Below are 16,469 nucleotides of genomic sequence, written 5' to 3'. Positions count from 1 at the left end.
AGGGGCCTTACTTGAGGGTGGGGACGCGGTCGGCGTCCATGGTGCGCACCGGCGCGATGGTCTCGAAGCGGTCCTCGCGGCGGTCCAGCTTCTTCGCCAGCCGGATGAGCTCACCCAGCTCCACCACGTCCTGCCGCGTCTTCATCGGCGTGCCCAGCTCCTCCCACAGCGACACGAGCGCGTCGTAGGTGAGCGGGCGCGCCCAGTAGGAGCCGCGCAGCTTCTCCGCGAAGGCGGCGGCCACGTAGGACAGGCGGGTGGGAGACGCGGCCTTCTCATAGGCCGGACGCAGCAGCGTCACGGGCATCGCCTTTTCGATGAGCTTCGAGCTGCCACCCTCCGGCGCCTTGTAGCGGATGCGCAGCGTGCCGAAGTTCGTCTGGGCCGGGTCGCGCAGCTTCACCTCGTAGAGGGCGGTGACGGCGTGGCCCGCGCCCACCTCGCCCGCGTCCACGCGGTCGTCGTTGAACTGCTGCTGGGTGAGCAGGCGGTTCTCGTAGCCGATGAGGCGGTAGCGGGACACCGTCTTGCGGTCGAACTCCACCTGGAGCTTCACGTCCTTGGCCACCACCTGGAGCGTGCCGGTGAGGTTCTGCACGAAGATGCGGCGGGCCTCCTCCAGCTTGTCCACATAGGAGTAGTTGCCCTCGCCCACCTGGGCCAGCCGCTCCATCAGCACGTCGTTGTAGTTGCCCATGCCGAAGCCCACGGTGGACAGCGTGATGCCCGCCGCCGCCTGCTCCTTCACGCGCGCCCAGATGCCATCCGCCTCGGTGATGCCGTTGTTCGCGACGCCGTCCGAGCAGAGGATGACGCGGTTGATGCCGCCCTTCACCAGGTGGCTCGCGGCCAGCGCGTAGCCCAGCTCCATGCCGGCCTGCGCGTTGGTGGAACCGTCCGTGTGGAGGCTGTCGATGGCGCCCAGGATGCTGGCCCTCTGCGTGGCGTTGGTGGGCGCGAGCACCTGACGGGCCTCGCTGCCGTAGACGACGATGGACACCCAGTCCCGCTCATCCAGCGCGTCCACCAGCAGGCGCAGCGAGCGCTTCACCAGCCCCAGCCGGTTCTCCATGTCCATGGAGCCGGACACGTCGATGACGAAGACGAGGTGGCCGGGCTTGCGCTGGGCGGCGCTCACGTCGCGCGCCTTCACGCCGATGTGCACCACCTGGTAGCCCTTGCGCGCGGGGGAGGGGAAGCCCTCCACGTTCACGCTGAAGGGGGCGTCCGGGGCGTTGGCGTAGCCGTAGTCGAAGGTGTTGACGAACTCCTCCACGCGCACGGCCTGCTCGTCCGGCAGCGCGCCGCGCTCCAGGTAGGCGCGCGTCAGCGAGTACGACGCCGTGTCCGTGTCCACGGAGAAGGTGGAGAAGCGCTCCTCCTCGGTGTCCACGGTGGGGTTCACGCCGTAGCCCTTGAAGTACATGTCGAAGAAGCGCTGGCCCTTCGGGGCCACGGTGCGCTCCGGCGCGGGCTGCGGCGTGGGGACCGCCGAGGCCTGGGGAGCGCGGTACACCGTCTGTGGCGTGCCGTCCGGGACGACGACGTGCATGTACGGCAGGGCCCAGGACGGGGCGCGCTCGCGGTCGTTCGTGCTGTTCGGGTTGCCGTTGATGCCGAAGGCCGGATCGTTCGTGCTCAGGCCGTCCACCACGTAGCCGTTCTCAGGCGAGGTCGTGCCGCTGATGGACACACCGGGCGGGTTGGCCTGCTCCGTGGAACGCGTCGCTCCACCCTGGCCCACCGGGCGCGCCACCGCGATGCGCTTGATGAACTCCGGGTCCACGTTGACGCCTTGGTTCGTGGAGCCCACGCTGATCGCTGGCGGGCCGCCGATGATCTCCACGGTCCTTGAGTCGGGGTCGGGCAGCATCTCCACGTTCAGGCGGATGGTGCGATTGGCGAGCAACTGGATGTCCGCGCGGGCGTAGACCTTGAACCCCTCCCTCTCGAACCGCACGGTGTACGTGCCCGCGGGAAGCTGGGGGATGCGGTAGTTCCCCTGGGCGTCCGCGACCACCGTCTGTTCGCCCTGCATGCGGGGGCTGGTGGCGGTGACGACCACGTCCGGCACGGGCTTCCGGCTGACGACGTCAATCACCGTGCCGATGATGACGCCCTTGCCGACGCTGCCCACGGCCGGCTGGGCCAGCACGGGCCCGGCGGACGTCAGCAGGAGCAGGGGCAGGGCACTTCTCAGGAGGGACTTCAGCATGGACCACCTCTCGCGCATCAGGGTGGAGCCATCATCCAGATGCGCCCCGCATCGAACCGCACGGGGGGCTCGTCTGCTCATCATGGTTTCATCATGACGGGAAATCGTGCCGGGGGCGGGGTGTCCCATTAGAAAGGCCGTCCATGACGGCACTCGACACCCTCTTTCCCTCCGAAGAGCAGATTCCCCCGGGAGTGCGCCTCCCCGCGTACCTGGAGCAGCGCGAGTACCTGGTGGGCGGTGAGCTGCGCACCTGGACGGGTGAGCTCAACCCCGTGGCCAGCCCCGTGTTCGTCCGGACCCCCGAAGGGCTGAAGCAGAAGGTCATTGGCGCGACGCCGCTGCTCACCTCGCGCGAGTCCCTGGACGCGCTGGCGGCGGCGGTGAAGGCGTACGACTCCGGCCGGGGCGTCTGGCCCTCGCTCAAGGTCGCCGAGCGCATCGAGCACGTGGAGCGCTTCCTCACCGCCATGCGCGCCCAGCGCACCGCCGTGGTGAACCTGCTCATGTGGGAGATTGGCAAGACGCAGCCGGACTCGGAGAAGGAGTTCGACCGCACGGTGGACCTCATCGTGGAGACCATCCGCGCGCTGAAGGAGCTGGACCGCACGTCGTCCCGCTTCGTGCAGGACCAGGGCATCATGGCGCAGATCCGCCGCGCGCCCATGGGCGTGGCCCTGTGCATGGGGCCGTACAACTACCCCCTCAACGAGACCTTCAGCACGCTCTTCCCCGCGCTGCTCATGGGCAACACCGTGGTGTTCAAGCCCGCCAAGTTCGGCGTGCTGCTGGTGCGCCCGCTGCTGGAGGCCTTCCGCGACTGCTTCCCGCCCGGTGTCATCAACATCATCTACGGCCGCGGCCGGGAGACGGTGGGCGCGCTGATGGAGAGCGGGCAGGTGGACCTGTTCGCCTTCATCGGCACCAACAAGGGCGCCAGCGAATTGAAGCGCATGCACCCGCGCCCGCACCGCCTCAAGTCCGTGCTGGGCCTGGACGCGAAGAACCCGGCCATCATCCTGGAGGACGCGGACCTGGATAACGCCGTGAAGGAGTGCATCACCGGCACGCTGTCCTTCAACGGCCAGCGCTGCACGGCGCTCAAGCTGCTGGTGGTGCACCGCAACGTCGTGGACGCGTTCCTCGCGAAGTTCACCGCCGCCGTGGACAGGCTCAAGCCCGGCATGCCGTGGGACCCGGGCGTCGCCGTCACGCCGCTGCCGGAGCCGGGCAAGGGGACGTACCTCCAGGGGCTGGTGGACGACGCCGTGTCCAAGGGCGCCCGCGTGGTGAACCAGACGGGCGGGCAGGCGTCGCGGTCGTTCTACTCACCCACCGTGGTGTACCCGGTGACGAAGGACATGCGGCTGGCCACGGAAGAGCAGTTCGGCCCGGTGGTGCCGGTGATGGTCTTCGACGACGACGCGGAGGCCGTGCGGCTGGTGGTGGAGTCGCACTTCGGCCAGCAGCTCAGCCTGTTCGGGAAGGACTCGGCGCGCATCGGGCGGTTCATCGACGCGTTCTCCAACCAGGTGGGCCGCATCAACCTCAACTGCCAGTGCCAGCGCGGCCCGGACACGTTCCCCTTCAACGGCCGCAAGGACTCCGCGGAAGGGACGCTGTCGGTGGCGGACGCGCTGCGGGTGTTCTCCATCCGCACGCTGGTGGCCACGAAGACGACCCCGGACAACACGTCGCTCGTCCAATCCATCCTGACCCGCAGAGAGTCGGATTTCCTCACCACGGACTTCCTCTTCTAGTCCGCGCTTGGCCCGGGGTGCTAAGCCTGGGGCCATCCCATGGCGCCGCGCACGACGACCCTCGAATTGCACAAGGAAGAGATGAAGTTCTCCGCGGGGCACTTCACCATCTTCTCCGCCACGCACCGCGAGAACCTGCATGGGCACAACTTCTCCGTCTACGTCGCGCTGACGGGGGAGGTGGCCGAGGACGGCCTGCTGTCGGACTACGGTCCGCTCAAGCAGGCCATCATCGCCCGCTGCAAGGCGTGGAACGAGACGTTCTTCCTGCCCGCCCACTCCAAGCACCTGCGGCTGGAGCGGGACGACCAGGGCAACCACGTCGCGCACTTCAACGGCGAGGAGCTGCGCTTCCTGGCGCGCGACGTGACGGTGCTGCCGGTGGCCAACGTGTCGCTGGAGGAGCTGGCGCGCGTCTTCGGCGAGGAGCTGGTGGGGGACGGCAGCGCCATGGCCCGCGACCACATCACCGGGCTGGTGGTGAAGTGCGCCTCGGGCCCGGGACAGTGGGCCTGCTGGGAGTGGAAGCGGGATGCCTGACCAGGTCCTCATCACCGGCGCCAGCCGGGGCATCGGGCAGGCGGCGGCGGAGCGCTTCCGCAAGGAGGGCTGGCGCGTCATCAACGTCGCGCGCGGCCCGTGCCCCGTGCCGGACGTCGTCAACGTGCGCGTGGACCTGGCCGTGCCGGGCTGGGAGCCCGCCGTCGAAGCGGCGCTGCGCGACGGCGCGGCCCGGGGACCGGGGCGCCTGTGCGTCGTGCACAACGCCGCCCTCTACGAGCACGACGACGCGCTGAGCATGGACGCGGACCACCTGCGCCGCGTGCTGGAGGTCAACATCGTGGCGCCGCTGGTGCTCAACCGGCTGGCGCGGCCGCTGCTCACGGACGGCTCGTCGCTGCTCTACGTGGCGTCCACGCTGGGGGAGAAGGCCGTGAAGGGCGTGGCGTCCTACGTGACGACGAAGCACGCGCTCATCGGGATGATGCGGGCCACCTGCCAGGACCTGGCGGGAACCCAGGTCCACACCGCCGCCGTCTGCCCGGGCTTCACCGACACGGAGATGCTCCGGGAGCACCTGGGCACGGACCCCGCCGTGCGCGCGAGCGTGGCGGGGATGACGACGTTCGGGCGGCTCATCACGCCGGAGGAGATTGCCGGCGTGCTCTACACCTGCGCCACCACCCCCGTCCTCAATGGCGCGGTCATCCACGCCAACCTGGGACAGGTGGAGCGCTGAAGGCGCTGCTTCAGCCCTCCGCGGCGTAGACGGTGCACGAGGACGTGCAGGTCTCCGCGACGCGGATGCGCGCGACGGTGGTGCCCGGCACGTTCACGCGCTCGAAGAGCCACGCGGCCAGCAGCTCGCTCGTGGGGTTCTCCAGGCCGGGGACGTCGTTGAGCAGCCGGTGGTCCAGCTGGGCGTGCAGCGGCTGCCAGGCGGCGTTCAGCTCCGCGAAGTCGACGATCCAGCCGAAGTGCGGATGCACCGGGCCGCGCAGGGTGATTTCGATGCGGTAGCTGTGGCCGTGAACCCGCGAGCACTTGTGCCCCTCGGGAACGTTGGGCAGGCGGTGCGCGGCCTCGAAGGTGAACTCCTTCGAGATTTCGGTGACGAGGGTGGGGTTCTTCACGGGAACGGCCTCCATTCGGCGGCCTTGTATCCGCGTTCCCCCCCTGCGTCCACGGGTCGTCTCAGGGGGCGGGCAGTCAGACGCCGAGTGTGGTTCCCAGGCGTGCGAGCACCCCCGGCCAGCCCGGCTTCATGCCCTCGAAGGCGCGGCGGCCCATGGGCGAGTCCAGGTTGAAGCCTTCGTGCGTGAGGGTGAGGCGCGTCCCGGTGCCCTCCGGCGCCAGGCGCCAGGTGAGGGTCGTGTCGAGCGTGCCCGTCGCGAAGCTGTATTTGAGCAGCCGCTCCGGCTCCACCGCGAGGACTTCACACGGCTGCTGGCCCCAGGGGCCCATGTCGAGCGTGAAGCGGTGGCCCACGACGGGGCGCACGTCGCCCGCGGCCCACCACTTCGCGTGGAGCGCCGGGTCCGTCAGCGCCTTCCACACGGCGGCGGGCGGATGGGCATACACGTGGTCCAACTGGATGACGGCGGGGGGATTCATTTGCGTGACTCCTCGTCGAGCACGTCCTCGAGCGCGGCAAGCCGCTGCTTCCAGTAGTGCGTGAAGGCCTTGAGCCAGTCGTCCACCTCCGACAGCGGACGTGGATCCAGGTGGTAGTAGCGCTCCCGTCCGCGCGGCTCCTCGCGGACGAGCTGGGCCTTGCGCAGGACCTGGAGATGTTCGGAGACGGCGGGGCGCCCCAGGTTGAAGCCGCTGGCCAGGTCGTTCACCGCGCGCGGCCCCTTGCGCAGCTGCATCAGGATTTCGCGGCGCACCGGATTGGCCAGCGCCGAAAAGACATCCGCTTCGGGCATGGCTGGGATTGATACGTCGGAAATATCCGACGCGTCAAGAGGCGTCGGATATTTCCGACGCGTTGGCGGCGCTGGCTACTGGCGGGCGAGGCGCGGCTGCGCGACGGGGGCGCGCTGCTCCTGGCGGACGGGGAGCCGGAGCAGCTGGGCATAGCGCGCGAGCCGGTCCTCGAAGCGCCGGGCGTCGCGGCTCCAGTGCACGACGACGTTGCGCTCGGGGTCCCTGTGGTGCGTCAGCGCGATGCCGTACTCGTCCTGTGCGCCAATCCAGTCCGGGTGGTGGCGCCGCTCGCAGTCGAGGCTGACGTAATGGGCCAGGGGCTCGTTCCAGGTGAAGGCGCTCAGGGCTCCGGCGCCGCGCAGCGACACCTCCGAGGCCGTCACCACCACCTCCAGCCGCGTCGTCAGGCACCGCACGATGCGCGTCCCGGTCACGAACAGGCCCAGGACGCCCACCAGCGGCAGCATCCACTGCTCGCGCAGCAGGGCCAGGGACAGGCCCTGGTCCAGCGCGTAGGCGGCGGGAAGCACGACGAGCAGCACGAACCCGAGCAGCGGCCACACCACCTGTCCGACAAGCGGACGGGTTTCGAAGCGCAGGGGGAGGTCGCCTCCCATGTCCATCTTCCGTGGAATCGGTGAGAGCACTTCGAAGAAGGACATGGCGCGAAACTCACCATGGCCGTGGACGTACTGTCCATGGCTTCCCGGGTAGTCCTGGAGATGCCAGGGGGGACATGGGCGGCTGGCGCGGGGGTTGCTAAATGTCGCCACGCCGGCCGGGCAGGGTGCCCGGCCGTGGCTCCCTGGCCGCGATGCTCCCCGACGCCTCCCTCCCGCATGCGGCACCCGGCCCACGGCGCGGCCTGCGGGCCACCCTCGTCCTCACGGCGCTGTGCCTGCCGCTGTCCGTCTCCGCGCCGGTGGTGCCCGGGCCGCCGCCCCGCCTGGTCCTCTGGGCCTGGGAGCGGCCGGAGGACCTGCGCTTCCTGGAGGGCCGCGCGGTGGACGTCGCCTTCCTGCTCGCGACGCTCGACCTCACGGATGAAGACGTCCACGTGGTGCACCGCCGGCAGCCGCTGCGGGTTCCCCCCGGCATCGCGTTGAAGGCCACGGTGCGGTTGCAGATGCTTCCGGGCAGCTCGCTCGCGCGCTTCGACTCCGAGCGCCTGGAGGACCTGGCGCAACGCCTGGACGTGCTCGCGCGCCGCCATGCCGTGACGGCGCTGCAACTGGACTTCGATGCGCGCGGGTCGGAGACCGAGGCGTACGTCGGCCTGCTCCAGCGGCTGCGCGCGCGCCTGCCTCCGGGGATGTCGCTGTCCATCACGGGGCTCGCGTCGTGGTGCGTTCCCGGCGGTTGGATTGCGCGGGCGCCCGTGGACGAAGTGGTGCCGCAGCTCTTCCGCATGGGGCGCGATGCCCCGGTCTGGCGTGCGCGGTTCGCACGCGGGCTGCCCCGCCCGTGCTCCGGCAGCATGGGGCTGGCGATGGACGAGTGGCAGCCCGTGCCTCCCGGCGTCTCGACCCTCTATCTCTTCAACCCCCGGCCGTGGACGCCCGACGCGTTCGCCTCCGCCGTGGCGGAGACCCAGTCATGAAGAACGCAAGAACAGTCCTGGGGCTCGTGGGCCTCGCGGTCCTGCTGCCTCCCGTCATCGCCGATGCCTGCGGGCCGGAGTTCGAACCCGACCCCCGCTACCAGGTCAGCGACAATCCCGACCGGCCCTTCGACAGCTTCGCCGCCGGACGCCTGGGGGTGATCCGCCGCACGTATGACCTGCCCTACCTCGCGTTCGCCTGGCGCACGATGATGGGCATTCCCACCACGGCGGACGAGCAGAAGCACCTGGTGTCGGGCTGGCGCGAGGCGGAGTCCCGCTACGGGTACGGCGCCGACGCGGAGTGGGCCAGTCAGCAATGGATCGCCGTGCGCAAGGAGGTGATGCCCTCCCTCGAGCCGCGCGAGCTGATGTTCATGGGGGAGGACGGTTACGCCCGGTACTCCCGCATCCACGGCGATGCCTTCCTGCACGCCGCGGCCACGGCGCGCACGCTGGCGCGCGAGTGGAAGCAGCGCCCGGCGTTGCTGCGGGAGTGGGTGGGCCACCAGGACGGCGTCTTCGGCGACGGCTGTTTCCTGTCCGAACCGGAGCCCGGCTTCGTGGAGGCGCTGACGCCCCGCGAGCAGGCCCGCCGTCAGGCCGAGCGCGACTACCAGGCCGCGGCCATGCACCTGTACTGCGGAAGGTTCGATGACGCGGCGCAGGCCTTCCAGGCCATCGCGGACAACGCGGCGTCACCGCACCGCGTCCTCGCGGCGTACCTCGTGGTGCGCACCCGCGTGCGGCAGGCGCTGTTCTCTCCGCGAGGGGACGAAGCGACCGTACGCACGGAGAAGGACGACACGCCGGCGCGCTTGACGCAGGCGGAAGCGGCCATCCAGAAGGTGCTCGCGGATCCGAAGCTGCGGGAGGTCCACGGTCCCACGCGGCGCCTGCTCTCCATCGTGCGCGAGCACCTGTCGCCGGAGACGTGGCGGTGTGAGCTGTTCTCGCGGGTGCTGGAGAAGGGGACGGGCTCCGCGCTGCAGGCGGAGCTGGGCGGCCTCCGGATGGAGCGGGACGCGGAGGGCAACCCCGTCACCTGCCCGGGGCTGAAGCCTCGCGCGGCGGAGCTCTCCGAGTGGCTCCAGCTCATGTCCATTCCCCCCAACGGGGATGACGGCACGCCGATGGGGCCGGGGCCGGCGAAGGCCTTCGAGACCGCCGTGGCCCGCTGGAAGAAGACCGCGCACCAACCCTGGCTCGTGCTCGCGATGCTGGCGGCCCCCAAGGATGCGCCGCAGGTGCCCGCGCTGCTCGCGGACGCGGCGAAGGTGCCGGTGGAGTCTCCCGCGGGCATGACGCTCGCTTGGCGCTCCGTGCAGTTGCTGCGGGAGCGGGGCCAGCTGGCGGAGGCCCGGGCACTGCTGGACACCATCCCCCTGGCCCTGGTGCGCGACCAGGCCTCCACGGACAACCTCCTGCGCGAGGAGCGGCTGCACCTGGCGAAAGACTGGGACGAAGCGCTGCGCAACGCGGCCCAGCTCGTGGCGGACGAGGAGCAGGGGCCCCATCAGGACTGGAACTCCCAGGCTCCGGAGACCGCGCTCATGGGGCTCAGCCCCTGGCGGGCGCTCTACCTGGAGTCCCATGTCCCCACGCGCCGGCTGCGCGAGTGGACCGCGCTCCCCGGCCTGAGCCCCGCGCTGCGCCGTCAGGTGTCGTGGGCGGTGTTCGCTCGCGCCGCCGTGGTGGGGGACGACGCGACCCTGAAGGCCCAGGCCGTCGCGCTCGCGGAATCCGAGCCCAAGGCGCGCGCGGAGCTGCTGGCCATCGTGGGGCGGCCCACGCTGGAGGAGCGCCTCTTCGACGCGCGGCTGCTGATCATGGGACTGCCGGTCGTCTCCGCGCGGCTTCAGCCCGGCAGGGACCGGCTGGCGGACACCTCGCCGCAGCTCGATTTGACCGAGGACCTGAGCTGGTTCCGCAACGGGTGGTGCGTGCCGGGAATGGAGTACCTCCAGGATCCGCCGGGGACCCCGGGGCCGCTGCCGTTCTCGAGCCCGGAGGAGCGCGCGGACGCCGCGGCGGAGTGGAAGGCCCTCAACGCCGCGGGCAACTCCGTGGCCTTCTTCTCCCGTGTGGCGCTGGACTGGGCGAAGGCGCACCCGGAGGATCCGCGCTCGCCCATCGCGCTGTTCCGCGCGGTCCGCTCCAGCAAGCGGGGCTGCGGCCAGAACACCCCGGAGGCGAAGAAGGCCTTCTCCTGGCTCCACAAGCGCTACGGCAAGACGGAGTGGGCGCGCAAGACGCCATACGTCTACTGATGCAAAGGACATCCGTCCTACGATGACGCCAGCATGACGGCGCCACGGACGCGAGGACCGGCAGGACTTCTCCTCGTGGGGCTGCTGGTGCTGCTCGCGTTCGTCTACGCGCCGGTGCTGGAGGGAAATCTGTTCGCGGGACGCGACCTGTTCCGCATGTTCTTCCCGGACTCGGCCTTCCTGCTGGAGTCGCTGCACGCGGGCGAAGTGCCGCTGTGGAACCCCTACCTGCGCCTGGGGCAGCCGTTCGCGGCGACGCTCTATTCGCAGGTGTACTACCCGCCTCGCTGGGCCGCCGTGCTGCTCACGGGCCCCATCGTGTCCATGACGGTGATGCAGGTGGGGCACGTCGTGCTCGCGGCGGCGGGCGTGTTCCGGCTGTGCCGGAGGCTGCGGGCCTCCTGGGCCGCGGCCGCCGTCGCGGGCGTCACGTTCGGGCTGTCGGTGCTGATGACGCGGCTGGGCACCCAGCAGAACGTCGTCGACGCCGCCGCGTGGAGCGGCTTCCTCGTGGGCGCCGCGCTCGACGTGCACCACCGTCCGGGGCGCGGTGCTTTGGGGCCCATGGCACGGCTGGCCGTGTACGGCGCGCTGTCCCTCTTCGCCGGCTCGCCGGAGACCACGCTGTGGCAGGGGATGGTCGCGGTGCTGGTCGCGGGGGGCGCGCCCCGGTGCGCTTCCGTGGCTCGCGTGCGTTCGGTGGCTCGCGTGACGGGGGGCTTCGCGCTGGCGGCGATGCTCGCCGCGGTGGCGCTGCTGCCCGCCGCCGAGTTCGCGCGAAACTCCCTCCGCATGCAGGGCTCCTGGCGCTGGCCGCTCGTCTGGTCCATGTCGTGGCCGCAGGTGCTGTCCGCGCTGTGGCCGCTCGCGGACTGGCCCCGGGACCGCTACTGGGGCGAGGACCAGTGGTTCATCCTCAGCGTCTTCCTGGGGACGCTCCCCTGCGCGCTCGCATTGCTGGGCGCCCTGCGCGGGCCCCGGCGCGTCCGGCCCTTCGCGGTGGGCGCGCTGGTGCTCGTGGCGCTGAGCCTGGGGCGCCACTTCGCGCCCGCGTCCTGGGTGCTGCTGCACGTGCCCCCGTTCTCCCTCTTCCGCTACCCGGTGAAGTACTTCGTGGGGGCCGCGTTCTGCGTGTCCGTGCTTTCCGCGTTCGGGGTGGATGCCCTGGGCCGGCTCGCGCGCCGCCTGCGTCCTTCGCGCCTTCGCGCGGCCGTGGCCCTCGTGGGCATGGTGGGCGCCATGGCCGCCCTGGGGCCCGTGGCCCGCGCGCTGTCCATGCGCGCCTCCGCCGAGGCGGGTGCCCCGTGGGTGCCCCTGTGGCTGGGATTGGCCACGCTCGTGGTGCTCTGGCCTCGCGGCGGTTTCGCCCGCGCCCGCCAGGTGCGGCAGGGCGTCGCGGTGCTCGCGGTGCTGGAGGTGGCGGCCTCCCACGCGCTGCTGGGCCGGCCGGGATACGCGCCGCTGGAGTCGCTGCTGCGGCCCTTCTCCCTGCGCGTCTTCCTGCCCCAGCCCTACCCGGGGCGCATCAGCGTGGACATCCAGGCCCCCGAGGACCCCTCGCGCGAGGGCGCGGGAAACACCATCGAGCGCAGCCTCGAACAGCTCATCCCCAACCGCTTCGTCGAGGCGCGCCTGCCCGCGCTGGAGGGCTCGGGTGCGCCCGAGCCCGTGTACTCGGAGGTCTTCCACGACGCGGGCCGGCGCACCGTCTTCGACCTGGCGGGCGTCACCCACTACCTGCGCAACGGACCGCCGCCCTACGACGACCTGGAGCTGCTCCACACGGCGGACGACGGCACCACGCTGTCCCGCTCGCGCACCGCGATGCCGCGCGCCTTCCTGGTGCAGCGCGCCCGCGTGGTGACGGATGCCCAGGCGCTCGCGGCGGTGGAGGATGACTCCCAGCCCTTCCGGCACACGGCCTTCCTGGCCTCGGGAGCGCCGCTGGAGCGGCCCGCGTGCACGGGCTCCGTCGAGTGGGTGCGGCAGGGCGCCCAGCACCTGGAGCTGAAGGTGGAGGCCTGCGACGAGAGCTACCTCGTCGTGTCCGACAGCCACTACCCGGGCTGGACCGCGACCGTGGACGGGCAGGACGCGCCCATCCACCGGGCGGACCTGGCGCTGCGCGCCGTGCGCGTTCCGCGAGGACTCCACATGGTCCGCTTCGACTACCGCCCGCTGAGCTTCCGCGTGGGGCTGGCCCTGTCCGTGCTCAGCGCACTGGGGCTCGCGGCCGTGGTGCTCCGGCGTCCGCGGGCGCCCTGACGCTTCGGTTTCACTTCATGGGCCGGATGACGCGGAGGATCTTCCTCGCGAGGATCTTGTCGCGCGCCTCGCCCGTCAGGCGCGTGGACTTCACCTGCAGGTAGATGGACGGGTGGTCCGAGTAGTACTTGCCCTCGGAATGCAGGTGCCGCGAGCCGCTGGCGCCCATCAGTCCGTACATGCCGGGCCCGGACAGCTCCAGGTGCTCCGCGTCCGCCTGGTAGTAGCCCATGTAGTGGGCGTTGCCGGCGGAGTTCGAGTACTGCTGCTGGAAGAGCGGGATGGCCTCGGGGCTCTTGTGGGGCAGCAGGTACGTGGGCCGGCTCTCCGGACGGCCGTCGAAGAAGACGCCCCGGCTGCCCTGGGTCGTCTCCTGCAGGTCCATGTTGAAGTCGCCGACCATCACCTGGATGCCCTCGGACACGCAGAAGGTCTGCAGCGCGTTGCGTTCCACCTGCCGCTCCTGCGGGTTGGAGCCGGTCAGCGACGCGCGCAGGTGCACGCCGGCCACCGTCACCGAATGGCCATACCGGTTCCCCAGCGTCACCTTGAGGATGTACTCGTCCTTGGACTTCAGCTTCGCCTGGATGGACGCCGTCTTGCGCGTGAGGGTGGTGGCCTCCAGGTAGAAGCCGTCGTTCTTCGGGTTCTCCACCTGCTGGTGGAGGTCCTCGCGCAGGTAGAGGGCGATCTCGTTGACGTGCTTGATGCCCTTGACCGTCGAGTCGTCGATGAGGTGCCTGCGCACGTAGGACATTCCAAGCCCGGCGATGTCGATGCGGTCCGGGAAGGGGGAGCCCGTGGGGTTCTCCGACAGGAAGAGCAGGCTGGGGTAGTGCTTGTAGCCGCGCAGGTTCCGCTCGATGCGGTTCTTGCGCCGGTCGCTCCACTGGGACGTGTCCGCCGCCTGGGGGCCGTTGCTCTCCAGCCAGGACTGGTAGTTGTCGTCATGGTCGGCGTCCGGGTTGTACAGGTTGCGGATGAGGTCGCACTCCTGCCGCACGATGTCCGCGAGCTTCGAGGCGATGTCCGGCCCCTGCAGGAAGGCGCTGGCGGCCATGCCAGGCACGAGCGGGTTCGCCAGGTTCGCCCCGTCCACCCGCTGCCCGCTGTCGTTGAACGACGCGCTCAGCCCCTTCACGCCCTTGGTGGTGTTGGCCTTGTAGAACTTCTTCGCGGCGTCGAAGGGGATGAACAGGATGGAGACGCCGCCGAGCGTCGAGACGTCGTAACCCTCGTCGAATTCGCGCTTCGGCATGGAGGCCCCCCACCAGTCTACGGGAAGAGTGCCTGCGAGGCATTCCCGCCCGGGTTTCAGCGGCGGGGGAGCAGCTCCCTCGCCAGCTCGATGAAGGCCCGCAGCGGGCGGGAGGCCCGCGCCCGGTGGGGGTAGTACAGGAAGAGGCCGGGGACGAGCGGTGCCCACTCCTCCAGCACGGGCCGCAGTGCACCGGAGCGCAAGGCGGGCGCGGACTGGAGCTCCGAGAGGTAGGCGAGCCCCAGGCCCGCGCTGGCCATGGTCAGGAGCAGCGCCGAGTTGTCCGACGTGAGCGGCCCCTTCACCGGTACGGTGAGCTCCTTCGTCCCCTGTTCGAACTCCCAGTGGTAGGGCAGCCCCGTGGAAGGCGCGCGGTAGCCCAGGCACGCGTGGTTCACCAGGTCGCGGGGATGCCGCGGTGTCCCGTGCCGCTCGAAGTACGCGGGGGCGCCCACGACGAGGAAGCGGAAGGCGGGCGTGAGGCGCACCTGGACCATGTCGCGCTGCACGGACTCCGTCAGCCGGACGCCCGCGTCGTAGCCCTCCTTCACGATGTCCACGAACCGGTCCTGCACGGACACGTTCACGCGCACGTGCGGGTGGGCCGCGAGGAAGCGCGGCAGCACCGGCTCCACCACGGGCGCCACGGAGAACGCGGGCACGGACAGGTTGAGGGAACCCGTCATGTGCTGGGTGTCCCCGGCGGCCAGGTGCTCGAGCGCCGCCAGCGCGGACTGGAGCCCCGGAGCGGCTTCGTCCAGCAGCCGCTGTCCGGCGTCGGTGACGGACACGCTGCGCGTGGTGCGGGCGAGCAGCGCCTGTCCCAGCTTCGTCTCCAACTGGCGCACCGCCTGGCTCACCGCGGACGAGGACACGCCCAGCTCCTTCGCGGCCTGGCTGAAGCTGCGCCGGCGGGCGACGGTGACGAACACGGTCAGGGCGTTGAGGGGTGTCAGGGCCATTTCGAAGAAAGTCTAAACAGTCCGTGCAACTTCCGCGTCTTCATCCGGCAGCGTCCGGAGGGCACCTTGAGGGCATCCAACTCGCAGGGAGCCTTCCATGACGACGACCGCTCGCATCGATTCGCTGGCGCAGTACCACCTGCTGGGCCGCAGTGGCCTGCGCGTGAGCCCGCTGTGCCTGGGCACCATGACCTTCGGCACCGAGTGGGGCTGGGGCAGCCCCCGGGACACCGCGCACCGCATCCTCGCGCGCTACCTGGAGGCCGGCGGCAACTTCCTGGACACGGCGGACGGGTACACCGGCGGCTCCAGCGAGGCCATCATCGGAGACTGGTTCGCGCAGGCCGGCGGCCGCGACCGCGCGGTCATCGCGACGAAGTTCACCATCAACACGTCGCCCGGCGACCCGAACGCGGGCGGCAACGGCCGCAAGAACATCCGCCGCGCGCTGGAGGGGTCGCTGCGGCGGCTGAAGACGGACTACGTGGACCTGTACTGGCTGCACGCGTGGGACGGCGTGACGCCGGTGGACGAGGTGATGCGCACGCTCGACGCGCTCGTGCGCGAGGGCAAGGTCCGCTACATCGGCCTGTCGGACGTGCCGGCCTGGTACTTCACCCGCGCGCAGTCGCTGGCGGAGGCGGAGGGCTGGGAGCGCGTCGCCGCGTTGCAGCTGGAGTACTCGCTGGTGGAGCGGAACATCGAGCGCGAGCACATCCCGGCGGCGCTGGCCCTGGGCGCGTCCATCACGCCGTGGAGCCCGCTGGCGTCGGGGCTGCTGTCCGGCAAGTACACGCGGGAGGGCACGCAGGCGAAGGGCGAGGGGCGGCTGCCCTCCATCCAGGGCGGCGGCAACCCGGGCTTCGAGAAGCTCTTCACCGAGCGCAACTGGGCCATCGTGGACACGCTGCGCGAGGTGGCGAAGGAGCTGGACCGGCCCCCGGCGCAGGTGGCGCTCGCGTGGGTGACGCGCCGGCCGGGCGTGGCGTCCACCATCATCGGCGCGACGCGGCTGGAGCAGCTGGAGGCGAACCTGCACGCGCTCGACGTGCGGATTCCCGATGCGCTCGCCGCGAAGCTGGAGGCCGTCAGCCGCCCGGAGCGGGTCCACCCGTACCACTTCTTCGAGGACGCCTTCTTCACCGGAGGCATGTTCACCGGCGGCACGACGGTCCGCGCCGAGCCCACGTGGTTCCGGCCCGCGCCGAGGTAGCCGGCTCAGCCCTCCCGGGGCACCGCGCCGCTTCGCAAGAGCAGCGCGGCGCGGTGGATGGCGGAGCGGATGCGGACGTAGGTGCCGCAGCGGCAGACGTTGTCGCTCATGGCCGCGTCGATGTCCGCGTCCGTCGGCTGGGGGTTCTTCCGCAGCAGCGCGACGGCGGCCATGATCTGCCCTGGCTGGCAGAAGCCGCACTGGGCCACGTCCTCGGCGATCCACGCCTGCTGCACGGGGTGCAGGCCCGTCGCGTCCGCCAGGCCCTCGATGGTCTTCACCTCGCGGCCCGCGACCTCGCCCACGGGGTGGAGGCAGGGACGGAAGGCCTCGCCGTCCAGGTGGCTGGTGCACGCGCCGCAGACTCCGACGCCGCAGCCGTACTTGGGACCCGTGACGCCCAGCACGTCGCGGAGCACCCACAGGAGGGGCAGGTCCGCGGGCGACTCCACCGACACCGGCTGACCGTTGAGCAGGAAGTGATGGGCCGGCATGG

General features: G+C 70.8%; 15 protein-coding genes. 7 read left to right on the top strand and 8 right to left on the bottom strand.

Translation table 11 applies throughout. The features are described 5' to 3' along the window. Nucleotides 1-7: 7 nt before the first annotated feature. Nucleotides 8-2,215, bottom strand: a complete 2,208-nt coding sequence (locus tag JYK02_RS14925; RefSeq protein WP_242588753.1) for a YfbK domain-containing protein — start codon at nt 2,213-2,215, stop codon at nt 8-10. Nucleotides 2,216-2,358: 143 nt separating this feature from the next. Here JYK02_RS14925 and JYK02_RS14920 point away from each other — a divergent pair, with 143 nt between their 5' ends. Genes JYK02_RS14920 through JYK02_RS14910 form a run of 3 tightly spaced genes read left to right on the top strand, consistent with a single transcriptional unit; the run spans nt 2,359 to nt 5,215 of the window. Further along, on the top strand, nt 2,359-3,975 hold the full coding sequence (locus JYK02_RS14920) for an NADP-dependent glyceraldehyde-3-phosphate dehydrogenase (protein WP_207051590.1): 1,617 nt from the start codon (nt 2,359-2,361) through the stop codon (nt 3,973-3,975). Between the two features lie 39 nt (nt 3,976-4,014). Continuing rightward, complete coding sequence (locus JYK02_RS14915) at nt 4,015-4,515, top strand: 6-pyruvoyl trahydropterin synthase family protein (protein WP_207051589.1); 501 nt, start codon at nt 4,015-4,017, stop codon at nt 4,513-4,515. Next, entirely contained in the window at nt 4,508-5,215 is a 708-nt protein-coding gene (locus tag JYK02_RS14910) for an SDR family NAD(P)-dependent oxidoreductase (RefSeq protein WP_207051588.1), read from the top strand. Before JYK02_RS14915 ends, JYK02_RS14910 begins: the two co-directional genes overlap by 8 nt. Before the next feature lie 10 nt (nt 5,216-5,225). On the opposite strand, the gene queD is transcribed toward JYK02_RS14910, so the two are convergent. From queD to JYK02_RS14890, 4 genes are all read right to left on the bottom strand, one after another. Beyond that, nucleotides 5,226-5,624 carry a 6-carboxytetrahydropterin synthase QueD gene (gene queD, locus JYK02_RS14905; protein ID WP_207051587.1) on the bottom strand — a complete coding sequence of 133 codons (399 nt, stop codon included), beginning with the start codon at nt 5,622-5,624 and terminating at the stop codon, nt 5,226-5,228. A gap of 61 nt (nt 5,625-5,685) precedes the next feature. Further along, a complete protein-coding gene (locus tag JYK02_RS14900) occupies nt 5,686-6,090 on the bottom strand; it encodes an SRPBCC family protein (RefSeq protein ID WP_207051586.1) in 405 nt (134 codons plus the stop codon). After that, nucleotides 6,087-6,404 (bottom strand): ArsR/SmtB family transcription factor, encoded by a 318-nt coding sequence (locus tag JYK02_RS14895; protein WP_207051585.1) that lies wholly within the window; start codon nt 6,402-6,404, stop codon nt 6,087-6,089. The genes JYK02_RS14900 and JYK02_RS14895 overlap by 4 nt, the downstream gene beginning before the upstream one ends. Nucleotides 6,405-6,479: 75 nt before the next feature. Beyond that, the gene (locus JYK02_RS14890) at nt 6,480-7,067 is read right to left on the bottom strand and encodes a hypothetical protein (RefSeq protein WP_207051584.1); all 588 of its coding nucleotides are present in this window, start codon (nt 7,065-7,067) and stop codon (nt 6,480-6,482) included. 152 nt (nt 7,068-7,219) lie between these two features. Here JYK02_RS14890 and JYK02_RS14885 point away from each other — a divergent pair, with 152 nt between their 5' ends. Genes JYK02_RS14885 through JYK02_RS14875 form a run of 3 tightly spaced genes read left to right on the top strand, consistent with a single transcriptional unit; the run spans nt 7,220 to nt 12,540 of the window. Then, the gene (locus JYK02_RS14885; protein ID WP_207051583.1) at nt 7,220-8,005 is read left to right on the top strand and encodes a DUF3142 domain-containing protein; all 786 of its coding nucleotides are present in this window, start codon (nt 7,220-7,222) and stop codon (nt 8,003-8,005) included. Next, nucleotides 8,002-10,275: a hypothetical protein gene (locus JYK02_RS14880; protein ID WP_207051582.1), complete on the top strand. Its 2,274-nt coding sequence runs from the start codon at nt 8,002-8,004 to the stop codon at nt 10,273-10,275. Before JYK02_RS14885 ends, JYK02_RS14880 begins: the two co-directional genes overlap by 4 nt. A 33-nt stretch (nt 10,276-10,308) precedes the next feature. Continuing rightward, entirely contained in the window at nt 10,309-12,540 is a 2,232-nt protein-coding gene (locus tag JYK02_RS14875) for a YfhO family protein (RefSeq protein WP_207051581.1), read from the top strand. Between the two features lie 10 nt (nt 12,541-12,550). Here JYK02_RS14875 and JYK02_RS14870 read toward each other — a convergent pair whose 3' ends face one another. Then, nucleotides 12,551-13,798, bottom strand: coding sequence for a hypothetical protein (locus JYK02_RS14870; protein WP_207051580.1), 1,248 nt, complete (start codon nt 13,796-13,798; stop codon nt 12,551-12,553). 56 nt (nt 13,799-13,854) lie between these two features. Further along, nucleotides 13,855-14,760: a LysR family transcriptional regulator gene (locus JYK02_RS14865; RefSeq protein ID WP_207051579.1), complete on the bottom strand. Its 906-nt coding sequence runs from the start codon at nt 14,758-14,760 to the stop codon at nt 13,855-13,857. A 97-nt stretch (nt 14,761-14,857) separates the two neighbouring features. On the opposite strand from JYK02_RS14865, the gene JYK02_RS14860 reads away from it, so the two are divergent. Further along, the gene (locus JYK02_RS14860; RefSeq protein WP_207051578.1) at nt 14,858-15,973 is read left to right on the top strand and encodes an aldo/keto reductase; all 1,116 of its coding nucleotides are present in this window, start codon (nt 14,858-14,860) and stop codon (nt 15,971-15,973) included. A gap of 5 nt (nt 15,974-15,978) precedes the next feature. Here the strand turns inward: JYK02_RS14860 and JYK02_RS14855 are convergent, their stop codons facing one another. Beyond that, nucleotides 15,979-16,467 carry a (2Fe-2S)-binding protein gene (locus JYK02_RS14855; protein ID WP_207051577.1) on the bottom strand — a complete coding sequence of 163 codons (489 nt, stop codon included), beginning with the start codon at nt 16,465-16,467 and terminating at the stop codon, nt 15,979-15,981. Nucleotides 16,468-16,469: the final 2 nt, after the last annotated feature.

Origin of the sequence: Corallococcus macrosporus, assembly GCF_017302985.1 — a bacterium.
Classification (GTDB): Bacteria; Myxococcota; Myxococcia; order Myxococcales; family Myxococcaceae; genus Corallococcus; species Corallococcus macrosporus_A.
Note: the sequence above shows the minus strand (reverse complement) of the source record. Positions and strands in the feature narration are given on the sequence as shown.